The organism is Bacteroides sp. OM05-10AA (assembly GCF_003439055.1).
Classification (GTDB): Bacteria; Bacteroidota; Bacteroidia; order Bacteroidales; family Bacteroidaceae; genus Bacteroides; species Bacteroides intestinigallinarum.
The window spans coordinates 52,496-64,902 of the sequence record NZ_QSUR01000012.1 but is presented as its reverse complement, the minus strand read 5'-3'; the positions used below and the strand labels follow the sequence as shown (position 1 = coordinate 64,902).

Here is a 12,407-nt window from a genome sequence, read left to right as displayed (position 1 = left end):
AATGCGAATGATCCCACCTCTGACATCCGTCTGACTTTGGGCAGCATACGTACTATCCAGATCAATGTAATGGGTGAGGTTGTCCAACCGGGCACTTACTCCCTCTCTTCTTTTGCCACAGTCTTTCATGCACTTTACCGTGCGGGTGGAGTCAGTGACATAGGAAGCCTTCGCAATGTCCAACTGGTACGTAACGGCAAAAATATCGCCACGATCGACGTCTACCAATTTATCATGAAAGGAAACATTCAGGATGACATCCGTCTTCAGGAAGGCGATGTAGTGATTGTCCCCGCTTATGATGTATTGGTTAAGATCGACGGAAAAGTGAAACGCCCAATGCGTTTCGAAATGAAAAAGGATGAGAGTCTATCCACTCTTATCGGCTATGCCGGTGGCTTTGAAGCCGACGCCTACACCCGTTCCTTGCGTGTCGTACGTCAGAACGGACAGGAATATGAAGTAAATACAGTCAAAGACCTTGACTATAGTGTCTATAAAATGCGAAACGGTGATGTTGTGACCGCTGAAGCCATCCTTAACCGCTTCATCAACAAGCTTGAAATCCGTGGAGCCGTTTATCGTCCCGGCATCTACCAGTTGAATGGAAAACTGAATACAGTCCGTGAACTGGTAAACGAAGCCCAAGGGCTGACCGGTGATGCTTTCTTGAACCGTGCCGTTCTCTACCGCCAACGTGAAGACCTGACTAGTGAAGTTGTCCCAGTTGACATCAAAGCCATCATGGATGGTACTTCTCAAAATATCATTCTGATGAAAAATGACATCCTTTATATTCCTAGTATTCATGATTTGGAAGACAAAGGTGATGTTGTAATCCATGGTGAAGTAGCCCAACCGGATTCCTATCCTTATGCGGATAATATGACTCTTGAAGACTTGATCATTCAGGCGGGTGGATTGCGTGAAGCCGCTTCTGTAGTTCGTGTAGATGTATCCCGTAGAATTAAGAATCCTCGTAGTACAGTAGATAACGATACTATCGGCCAGATATATACATTCTCCTTGAAAGAAGGTTTTATTGTGGATGGAACTCCCGGCTTTGTACTTCAACCTTATGATGAAGTTTATGTACGTCGCAGTCCGGGTTATCAAGCTCAACAGAATGTAGTTGTTGAAGGTGAAATTCTGTTCGGAGGCTCTTATGCTATGACCAGTCGTGAAGAACGCCTTTCGGACTTAATCAATAAAGCGGGAGGTGCAACGAATTATGCCTACTTACGTGGTGCAAAATTGACTCGTGTGGCTAATGCAAGTGAAAAGAAACGCATGGGTGATGTGATCCGCTTGATGAGTCGACAGTTGGGTGAAGCTATGATGGACTCTTTGGGTGTTCGCGTAGAGGACCATTTTACAGTCGGTATTGACTTGGAAAAAGCATTGGCTGATCCTGGTAGTACAGCAGATATTGTCTTGCGTGAGGGTGATGTGATTTCTATTCCGAAAAACAATAATACGGTTACGATTAATGGTGCTGTGATGGTTCCAAATACAGTCTCTTATATAAAAGGTGAAGATATAGATTATTATCTGGATCAAGCTGGTGGTTATTCTGAAAATGCGAAGAAGGGTAAGAAATTTATCGTATACATGAATGGTCAGGTAACTAAAGTAAAAGGTAGTGGTAAGAAACAGATTGAACCGGGATGTGAGATAATTGTGCCTAGTAAAGTTAAGAAGAAAACTAATATGGGTAATATTCTAGGTTACGCTACTACATTCAGTACACTGGGAATGATGGTTGCCTCTATTGCTAACTTAATAAAGAAATAACGAATACCTCTTATGACTACTTTGATAGAACAAGAATCAGAAAAAGAGATAAAACAAAAACGGAATAATCATCCGGATGACGAGATTGAAATTGATCTGATGGATATCCTTCGTAAGATTATAGGTATTCGTAAAGCAATCTATAAAGCTGCTGGCATTGGTTTGATAATCGGTATTATTATAGCAATAAGTATCCCTAAGCAGTACACAGTTGAGGTCACTCTTTCTCCGGAAATGGGTACTTCTAAAGAAGGTGGGTTATCTGGTTTGGCAGCTTCTTTCTTAGGAAGCGGAGTTGCTATGGGTGATGGCACTGATGCTTTGAATGCTTTTTTATCTGCGGATATTGTTTCTTCCACTCCTTTTTTATTGGAACTTTCTACGATAAATGTACCTGTATCGAGAGATGAAAATATGACTTTGAACACTTATTTGGATGAGGAATCCTCTCCTTGGTGGAGCTATGTAATCGGACTTCCAAGTATGGCAATTGGTGGAGTGAAGTTGTTATTTCTTAACGAAGAGGGTGAATCCATGTCTTCCGATAAAGCAAGTCAGGGTACAATCGAATTATCTAAGAAAGAGTCTGCGAAGATTGAAACTCTAAAAAGGATGATTGCTGCCTCTGTAGATAAGAAAACGTCTATGACTTTCGTTACTGTGACCTTTCAAAATCCCAGAGTAGCTGCAGTGGTTGCCGATTCCGTTGTAAAGAAGTTGCAGGAATATATTACAGACTATCGTACTTTCAAAGCAAAAGAGGATTGTGTTTATTTAGAGAAACTCTTCAAGGAACGTCAGCAGGAGTACTATGCCGCCCAGAAAAAATATGCCGATTATATGGACTCTCATGATAATATCATCTTGCAAAGTGTTCGTACTGAACAGGAACGTTTACAGAATGATATGAGTCTAGCTTATCAGGTATATAGTCAGGTGGCAAGCCAGCTTCAGGTTGCCAGAGCCAAAGTTCAGGAAGAGAAACCTGTATTTGCAGTAGTAGAACCTGCTGTGGTGCCGCTGACTCCTTCAGGAATCAGTAAAAAAACATATGTTTTAGCATTTATTTTCCTATCAGTTTGTATTGTCATATTTTTGAAGTTATTCGGGAAAGATGTTCTGAATAAGTTTAAAGAAATACAGGCCTAAGATCAATAGATAACGTGATAATGGCATCAACTAACCAGATAAATAAAGTAGTAGAGCTTATTGCAGTTTTGGGAGATTTGGTCATTTTGAATTTCTGTTTGTTTTTGTTCCTTTTCTTTTGGGAAAAAGCATTCATGTATCCATATCCTCCTTTTTCTTGTACTGCTTCTTTGATGATGACTTCTCTAAGTCTCTGTTATCTGGCATGTTCAGTGTCTCGCGGGAAAGCTTGGAGCAGTAGAGAAATCCGTGCGGATCAACTTGTGTTGCGTGTATTGAAAAACATAATCATATTTTCCATCTTTTGGGCATGCATCATGACGTTCAGTGGAATTTCTATTCTTTCTCCTCTTTTTTTTGTTATCTATTTTTTTATACTCTTTGTTGTTTTAAGTATTTATCGCGTCATCATTCGTCATTCGCTGATTGGTTATTGTGCTAAGGGTAAACACAAACGTTATGCTGTTTTTATAGGTGGCGGCAATAATATGCAGATGTTATATGAGGAGATGGAGAGTTCTTTAGCATCTATTTATGAAGTAGTTGGTTATTTCGATAGTAAACCTAGTGATGCCCTTTCATCTCAATGTCCTTATCTGGGTAGTCCTGACGATTTTGTGGATTTTATGTCTGGAAAAACATCTATAAAGCATGTCTTTTGTTCCTTGTCAATGGAGGAGGGCCGCTATAATTTCTCTATTATGAATTATTGTGAGAATCATCTGTTTTATTTTCATGGTGTTCCTAATGTTTGTAAAGGTTTTCCTCGACGTATCTGGCATAGTATGGTAGGCAATATGCCGATTTTAAATTTACGATATGAGCCGCTAAGTAAAATGGAGAATCGTGTGTTGAAAAGAGTCTTTGATATTATGCTATCTGGAATTTTTTTGATTACTATTTTTCCACTTGTTTATCTTATTGTGGGAAGTATCATTAAATTAACTTCTCCAGGTCCTATATTCTTTAAACAAATGAGGACAGGTTTGAATGGTAAAGAATTCAAATGCTATAAGTTTCGCTCTATGAGAGTGAATGAAGAGGCTGATAGTAAACAGGCTACAGCTGATGATCCCCGGAAAACCCGGTTTGGTGACTTTCTCCGTCGGTCTAATATTGATGAACTTCCACAACTTGTTAATGTATTTAAGGGTGATATGTCAATAGTGGGTCCTCGTCCTCATATGTTGTCTCATACAGAGATTTACGCACGGCTAATTGATAAATATATGGTGAGGCATTTTATTAAACCGGGAGTAACAGGTTGGGCACAAACTCACGGCTTCCGTGGTGAAACCAAAGAGTTGTCACAGATGGAAGGACGTGTTAAGGCTGATATCTGGTATATGGAACATTGGACAATATTACTTGACTTATATATTATTTATAAGACTATAGCAAATGCAATCGTTGGTGAAAAGAACGCATACTAGAAAAATCTGCTAATGGATATTATAAGCAACTTAATCATTAATTAAAAAATAACTCAATGTGGACTATAATACCGCTAAAGAGATTATAACCGTAGAGTGAGTGTTTAACTAATATGAAATGTATAGTTATAGGCGGAGGAATTTCCGGCCTTGCTGCAGCAAACATGTTGCAGGATAAGGGGTATGATGTGACGCTATTTGAGAAAGAAAGTCGCCCTGGGGGTATGATAAAGTGTGATCTTATTGATGGATGTCTATTTCATCGGACTGGTGGACATGTTTTTAACACTAAACGTCGGGATGTGATGAATTGGTTTTGGCAACATTTCGACTGTGAGACAGAGTTTATCAAGACATTACGTAATTCATCTGTCGTGATACCTGGCATGGATAATGTGCCATATCCTATAGAGAATTATATGTATTGTTTTGATGATAATATACAAAGGTCATTTATAGCAGATCTACTGACACTTGTAAAGCGTCAGGATGAACAATCGAAAAATTTTGAGGAGTTTCTGCGTAACCGTTTTGGAGAGACATTGTATCATCTTTATTTCCAACCATACAATTACAAAATATGGCGTCGTGATCTCGCGCAGGTTCCATTGTCTTGGTTGGTGGGCAAGTTACCTATGCCTACAGTGGAGGAGATGATATACAACAATATGAACCATATGGAGGAGCATCAATTTGTACACAGTTCATTCTATTATCCTAAAAGGGGAGGCTCACAGTTTTTGGCTGATCGTCTGTCTCAAAATCTTGATATTGTGTATAATATGGACATCACATCAATAACCAGACATGGCAAAAAATGGAAAGTTAATGGAGTCGAAGCAGATTGTGTAATTTTCTGTGGAAATATTAAGCAGTTGCCATTATTGCTTAATAATGCTGTGGATATATTATCCTATGATGCTGATATTGAAGCTTTGGAAAGTCATGGGACTACATCTGTATTTTGTGAAATAGACAAGAATCCATATAGTTGGATGTACATGCCAAGTGATAAATATGAATCTCACCGTATTATTTGCACAGGAAATTTCTCTCCCACCAATAATGCGCCCGACAGGATGACTGGTACTGTCGAATTTACCGATTATATAAGTAAAGAAGATATTCTCGATAACCTTAGTCGCATACCATATCACCCACGGTATCTAACTCATCATTATGAGCAAACTACTTATCCTATTCAAAAGGATAATACTCGTGAGATGATACACTCGTTAAAAAATACGCTTGCTCCACAAGGTCTATATCTTCTTGGGCGTTTTTCTGAATGGGAATACTACAATATGGATGTAGCTATAGGCGCAGCAATTGATTTAATAATAAAAATTTGATTCCAATGAGACAAGTAGTTAGTATGTTTGCAGGATTAGCAAATCGGATGTTCCATTATAGCTATTATCTGTATTTGAGAAAGAACGGAGTAGATTGTTATGTCGATAATCGATATAAAGCTACAACTTGGAAAATGGAAGATGTGGAATGGAACCGGATCTTTCCAAATGCAATTATCCGCCAGGCTCCAAAGAGCTTACTGTTTAAGCTTGGTGGAGGTTATGGCTATGAGAGGGTAAGTAAATATAGGAGAAAATTAAATTTGTTTACCTCTATCTGCAATATTGAAAGTACTCCCTTTGATTTTTTAGAACCAGAAAAATTGAAAAAAGAGCAGTATATTACAGGATATTATGAAAATGTTAATATGGTTGAAAGTATAAAAGAGGAAATTTTTGAGGTCTTTGAATTTTCAACATTTGACAATGATAAAAATGCCGAGATGGCAAAAAATATTTCTACTGAACAGAATGCCGTAGCAGTTCATTTTAGAAAGGGTAAGGATTATCTACAAATGGATGCATATCATAATACCTGCACTATGGACTATTATAAGCAAGCTATAGCCTATATGAAAGCTAAACTGGATAATCCTCGTTTTTTTGTTTTTACAGATAATATCGATTGGGTTAAGGAAAACCTTACAGATTTCGATTATACCCTAGTTGATATTAATTCTCCAGTTGGTTGGGGAAATCATTTTGATATGCAACTAATGTCACTTTGCAAGCACAATATAACAGCAAATAGTACCTATAGTTTTTGGGCTGCTTTTTTGAATAGAAATAAAGATAAGATAGTAATTTCACCGCTAGATTACTTCAATCAAAAAATAGAAAAATATAGTGGTAAGCACAATCTTATGGTTTGTAAGGATTGGATTCAAATGTGAGTTGTCTTATTTATAATGTTTGGAAAATAGTGAACCTTTCATGACAGAAATTTCAATAGATAACAAGCGAATAGCAAAGAACACGGTTTTTCTCTATATTCGTCAGATTGTATCATTGCTGATTGGTCTTTATGCTAGTAGGGTAACACTCCAAGTTTTGGGTGTTACAGACTATGGAGTATATAATGTGATAGCGGGTTTTGTAACTATGCTTATCATGTTCTCTAACTTTTTCACAAGTTCTACAACGCGTTTCATCACTTATGCGCTAGCACTTAATGACAAAAAAATGCTCTGTGATACCTTTTCCACTATTGTAAATATCATTACGGTAGGTGCTCTTTTCGTGTTAATTGTAGGGGGGCTCTTATCAAACTACTTTTTGTATGAAGTCTTAGTAATCCCTTCCGATAGACTGGATGCAGCCTATTGGGTTTTGATTTGTTCGATATTAGTTTTTGTTCTTAGAATGATTATCATTCCTTATGAAGCATTGGTTATTTCTCATGAGCGGATGGATTTCTTTGCTATTGTTAATACAGGCGAATCCGTTTTAAAGTTGGGTGTGGTTGTATTGTTGCAATTTATAGGAGGAGACCATCTTGTATTATATGCTGTATTGCTGACTGTTGTTGTTCTTATTGTCAGGGTTGTATATGGTATATATTGTCGCATAGAATTTGAAGAATCAAAGTATCGTATTATTATTGATAAAAAAATATCTAAAGAAATGTTGCCATTCTCTTTCTTTGCTGGGCTGTCTTCATTTACTGGGATTATCCGAGATCAGAGTGGAAATATTATATTGAATATATTTTATGGTGTATTATTAAATGCAGCAAGAGGCATAGGGCAACAGTTACAAGGAGTAGTTGGAAGCTTTGCAAATAATTTGGGACAGGCTGTTAATCCGCAAATAATAAAATCCTATGCTAATGGCGATCATAAGAGAGCAGTATCCTTGACTTTATTCTCTGTAAAAGTGCAAGGATATTTGATGTTTTTTCTAATGTTACCATTAATGATAGAAACTAAATATTTGCTGGAGCTGTGGCTAGGTGAAGCACCTGACTATTCTATCCAATTTTCTCAGTTATCATTGCTATTGGGCTTCTCTCATATCATGTCCAATTCATGTGGCATTTTGTTTATAGCCATTGGTCATATGAAAAAGTTTTCTATTGTTTCTTCATTGATATTCGCATGCTACTTACCCTTGTGTTATTTTTGCTATTACTTAGGGACTCCGCCGTCTACAATGTTTTATGTTGGCATATTAAATGAGATTGTAGCATTCATTGTGGCTTTTTATATGATTACATTTTTAATAGAATTTCCTATTAGGAAATTCTATATAGATATCATATTCAAGATGATTTTAATTTTCGTTTTGTCCTTATTGCCGTCTTTGTTGATTAATAAGATAATGGGAGATGCTAATTTTTTTCGTTTGGTTGTCAATATATTATGTTCATGGAGCGTATTGCTAGGTTTGATGTATATCTTCAGTTTAGAGTATAAAGAAAAAAAAATTATTTATGACCTTATATGTAGATCTTTTAAGCGTAACTAATTTAACTAAAGAGGTCTTCTTTTAGGCATATTATGAATGTCTCACATAACTACTAAAAAAATAGATCTGCTTATGAATAAAAAAGAAACTCTGAAGCAACAAATCCTTCTGTTATCTCGTGAATATTATAATGAAGTTCATCGGAACTCAAAAGTCTTTGAACCAGGGATGAGTTTTGTAAATTATGGTGGCCGCTTTTTTGATGCTGAAGAACTCGTTAATTTGATTGATTCATCTTTGGACTTTTGGTTAACAGCAGGACCTTGGGCTCATAAATTCGAGAAACGTTTTGCAGACTGGCTGGGAGTTAAATATTGCTCCCTGACAAATTCTGGGTCTTCTGCAAATTTATTAGCTTTTATGACATTGACTTCTCCACTATTGGGAGAACGTCGTATAAAAAAGGGAGATGAGGTTATAACAGTGGCTTGTGGATTTCCCACTACAGTAACACCTATCATTCAGTATGGTGCAATTCCGGTGTTTGTAGATGTAACGATCCCGGAGTATAATATAGATATAACTCAATTGGAAGCTGCTTATTCTGATAAAACCAAAGCTGTCATGATTGCCCATTCATTGGGGAATCCTTTCGACTTACAGTCTGTGAAAGATTTTTGTGATTGTCATCATCTTTGGTTGGTTGAAGATAACTGTGATGCATTGGGTTCAGAATATACCATCAATGGTGAAACGAGAAAAACAGGAACTATCGGACATCTTGGTACTAGCAGTTTTTATCCTCCTCATCACATGACAATGGGTGAGGGTGGTGCTGTGTATACAAATGATTCATTGCTCAATAAGATAACTAATTCTTTCCGTGATTGGGGACGTGACTGCTGGTGTGTAGGTGGTGTTGATAATACCTGCAAATATCGTTTCAGTAAACAATTTGGTGAGTTACCTGTAGGTTATGATCATAAATATGTTTATTCTCATTTTGGTTATAATTTGAAGTTAACCGATATGCAAGCAGCTATTGGTTGTGCCCAATTAGATAAGTTGGACAGTATAGTATTGGCTCGGAGAAAGAATTTTCAGACTTTACTTGATGGTTTGAAGGGTGTAGAAGGACTAATACTTCCTGAACCTCAAAAGAACTCTAATCCCAGTTGGTTTGGTTTTCTTATTTCAGTGAAAGAAGACGCCAACTTCACTCGTAATGAATTATCTGAATATTTGGAAAGTAAGAAAATACAAACCCGTAATCTTTTTGCGGGAAACCTGTTGAAACATCCGGCTTTTAACGAAATGCGGCAAACTGGTGAAGGTTATCGTGTTGTCGGTGACTTGAAAGGTACAGATTTTATATTGAATAATACTTTTTGGATTGGAGTTTACCCGGGTATGACTGAAGAAATACTCCAATATATGATTTCCACAATCAAGGAATTTGTTACATCCCGTAAAGCGTAGAGGATAATGAAAGCAGTCATTTTTGCAGGAGGCTTTGGAACCCGTTTGAGTGAGGCTACCAATCTTATTCCCAAACCGATGGTTGAAATAGGTGGAAAGCCTATTCTTTGGCATATTATGAAAACTTATAGTCATTATGGAATTAATGAATTTATAATCTGTTGCGGTTATAAGCAATATGTTATAAAAGAATATTTCGCCAATTATTTTCGTCATAATAGTGACCTGACAGTCGATCTATCTAATAATAGTGTTGAAATACTCGATAATCACTCTGAAAATTGGAAAGTGACAATGGTTGATACAGGGTTGAATACCCAAACGGGAGGGCGCTTGAAACGAGTACAGAAATATATTGGTGATGAACGCTTCCTTCTTACTTATGGAGATGGAGTGGCAGATATAAATATAGCAGAGAGCATTAAGGAACATGAATTATCAGGTTGTGACATTTCATTAACGGCTTACAGGCCCGGAGGCAAATTCGGAGCTTTACAAATAGATTTGGATAACAACAAGGTACTTTCTTTTCAAGAAAAGCCCGATGGTGATCGTAATTGGGTGAATGCAGGCTATTTTGTTTGCGAACCTAAGGTCTTTGAATATATTCCTGTGTGTGATGATACTATTGTTTTTGAGCGTAAGCCTCTTGAAGGTCTGGCAAAAGATGGTAAAATGCATGCTTATCGTCATATAGGTTTTTGGAAGCCGATGGATACACTGCGCGATAATGTGGAACTCAATGAAATGTGGGATAAAGGGATAGCTCCCTGGAAAGTGTGGTAAATGATGAATATAGATATATTTAATAATTTCTATAGAGGAAAGCGTGTTCTTGTAACTGGACACACAGGCTTTAAAGGCAGTTGGCTTTCTATCTGGCTCCATGAACTTGGAGCAGAAGTAGTTGGAGTAGCCAAAGATCCGGCTACAGATAAAGATAATTATGTTTTGTCTGGAATAGGAGAAAGAATAAAAGCTGACCTGCGTGCTGATATTCGTGATGGTCAGCGAATGAAAGAAATCTTTCAGATATATCAACCTGAAATAGTATTTCACTTGGCTGCTCAACCTCTAGTGCGTTTAAGTTATGAAGTTCCTGTTGAAACATACGAAACGAATGTAATGGGAACGATTAACATATTGGAAGCTATACGGGTAACAGATTGCGTAAAGGTGGGTATCATGATAACCACTGACAAATGCTACGAGAACAAGGAACAATTTAGTGGCTATAAAGAAGATGACCCATTTGGAGGATATGATCCCTACAGTTCATCAAAAGGAGCTTGTGAGATAGTAATTTCTTCATGGCGGAGAAGCTTCTTTAATCCGGCACAGTATGATAAACATGGAAAATCAATAGCTAGTGTTCGTGCTGGTAATGTAATTGGAGGTGGTGATTGGGCTCTTGATCGAATAATTCCTGACTGCATCAAGGCGCTTGAAGCAGGAACTCCAATTGATATTCGCTCTCCTAAAGCTGTGCGTCCTTGGGAACACGTACTAGAACCGTTGAGCGGTTATATACTTCTTGCACAAAAAATGTGGAATGCACCTACGGAATACTGTGAAGGTTGGAATTTTGGACCGGAAACTGATTCTGTAGCTACTGTTTGGGAAGTAGCTACAGAGATTATCAAGAATTATGGGAGAGGGGAACTTCGTGATTCCTCTAATTTGGAGACTTTGCATGAGGCAAGTCTTCTGATGCTTGATATAAATAAGGCTAAGACTCGTCTAGGGTGGAGCCCCCGAATGGATATGAACCAATGTATAGAGCTTGTAGTCGATTGGTATAAGCATTATACACACGAAGATGTCTATGAACTATGTATTAAGGAAATTAATACGTTTTTGAAGTAATTATGAAAATAGCAATTATTGGTTCTAACGGTATGCTGTCTGTTGCTCTTACCAAATACTTTATGGATTTGAAGAATGAGGTTGATGTTTATGGATTGAGTAACCCCATAGGATATTCATGCACTACTTTTACACATGTTGATTTAGTGAAAGTTTCGTTAGATGTAATACCTTTGTTAGATTCTGATGTGATTATTTATGCAGCTGGTGCGGGTGTTCAAGCCGCACTTAATACAGATGCTGCGCTAATGTATCAACTAAATGTACAAGCGCCCATTGATATCACGCTTAATCTAAAAAAACAGAGTTATAATGGTGTTTATATATCTTTTGGTTCTTACATGGAGATAGGCGTGAATGATGAGGATGGAAAGGCTTTTACGGAAGAAGAGATTATTAGTAGCTTGTTGCCAGTAACCAATGATTATGCACTTTCTAAACGTTTGTATAGTCGTTATATGGCAAGTTTTTGGGGAGATTTTACTTATTGGCATTTCATCTTACCTAATATGTTTTCGTATGATGATTTTAAACCAGGTACTCGCTTAATTCCATACGTTTTACAATATTTACAGGCATATAAGCAGGGACTGAATCCGGAAAAACCACGTTTTAGTGCAGGAACCCAAACGAGAGAGTTTATCCTTATGGAAGATGTGTTCAACATCATTTCTAAATCCATAAATTCAGGTTTACCATCAGGGGTATATAATATGGGAGGAGGAAAGTTTCAGTCTATTCGTGAACTTATAGAAACATTGTTTGACTTTTTTAATGTTCCTTGCAAAGATTCTTATTTTGGACAAGAAGCGCGTAGAGATGGGAATATTAGATGCTTACGTTTGAATGCCATGAAACTAAAAAATGCATTGAATATGTTACCTTCAACTACGCTTGTAGAGGCACTTCAACAAAAACAATAGTATTG

Annotated in this window: 10 protein-coding genes; all 10 read left to right on the top strand. The window is 37.2% G+C overall.

Features of this window, described 5'->3' with window-relative positions:
- Window positions 1–1,794: SLBB domain-containing protein (locus DXB58_RS11490; RefSeq protein WP_233527280.1), on the top strand; the 1,794-nt coding region annotated here is incomplete at its 5' end.
- A gap of 12 nt (window positions 1,795–1,806) precedes the next feature.
- Window positions 1,807–2,943 carry a chain-length determining protein gene (locus DXB58_RS11485; RefSeq protein WP_122136794.1) on the top strand — a complete coding sequence of 379 codons (1,137 nt, stop codon included), beginning with the start codon at window positions 1,807–1,809 and terminating at the stop codon, window positions 2,941–2,943.
- Window positions 2,944–2,963: 20 nt separating this feature from the next.
- Complete coding sequence (locus DXB58_RS11480) at window positions 2,964–4,376, top strand: undecaprenyl-phosphate glucose phosphotransferase (RefSeq protein WP_122136793.1); 1,413 nt, start codon at window positions 2,964–2,966, stop codon at window positions 4,374–4,376.
- Window positions 4,377–4,489: 113 nt separating this feature from the next.
- Window positions 4,490–5,728: an NAD(P)/FAD-dependent oxidoreductase gene (locus DXB58_RS11475; protein ID WP_122136792.1), complete on the top strand. Its 1,239-nt coding sequence runs from the start codon at window positions 4,490–4,492 to the stop codon at window positions 5,726–5,728.
- A 5-nt stretch (window positions 5,729–5,733) separates the two neighbouring features.
- Entirely contained in the window at window positions 5,734–6,621 is an 888-nt protein-coding gene (locus DXB58_RS11470) for an alpha-1,2-fucosyltransferase (protein WP_122136791.1), read from the top strand.
- 40 nt (window positions 6,622–6,661) lie between these two features.
- Window positions 6,662–8,194, top strand: coding sequence for a lipopolysaccharide biosynthesis protein (locus DXB58_RS11465; RefSeq protein ID WP_122136790.1), 1,533 nt, complete (start codon window positions 6,662–6,664; stop codon window positions 8,192–8,194).
- 72 nt (window positions 8,195–8,266) lie between these two features.
- Entirely contained in the window at window positions 8,267–9,613 is a 1,347-nt protein-coding gene (gene rfbH / locus DXB58_RS11460) for a lipopolysaccharide biosynthesis protein RfbH (RefSeq protein ID WP_122136789.1), read from the top strand.
- 6 nt (window positions 9,614–9,619) lie between these two features.
- On the top strand, window positions 9,620–10,399 hold the full coding sequence (rfbF, locus tag DXB58_RS11455) for a glucose-1-phosphate cytidylyltransferase (protein WP_122136788.1): 780 nt from the start codon (window positions 9,620–9,622) through the stop codon (window positions 10,397–10,399).
- Between the two features lie 3 nt (window positions 10,400–10,402).
- Complete coding sequence (rfbG, locus tag DXB58_RS11450; protein WP_122136843.1) at window positions 10,403–11,479, top strand: CDP-glucose 4,6-dehydratase; 1,077 nt, start codon at window positions 10,403–10,405, stop codon at window positions 11,477–11,479.
- Window positions 11,480–11,481: 2 nt separating this feature from the next.
- A complete protein-coding gene (locus tag DXB58_RS11445; protein ID WP_122136787.1) occupies window positions 11,482–12,402 on the top strand; it encodes an NAD(P)-dependent oxidoreductase in 921 nt (306 codons plus the stop codon).
- The last annotated feature ends 5 nt before the right edge of the window (window positions 12,403–12,407 follow it).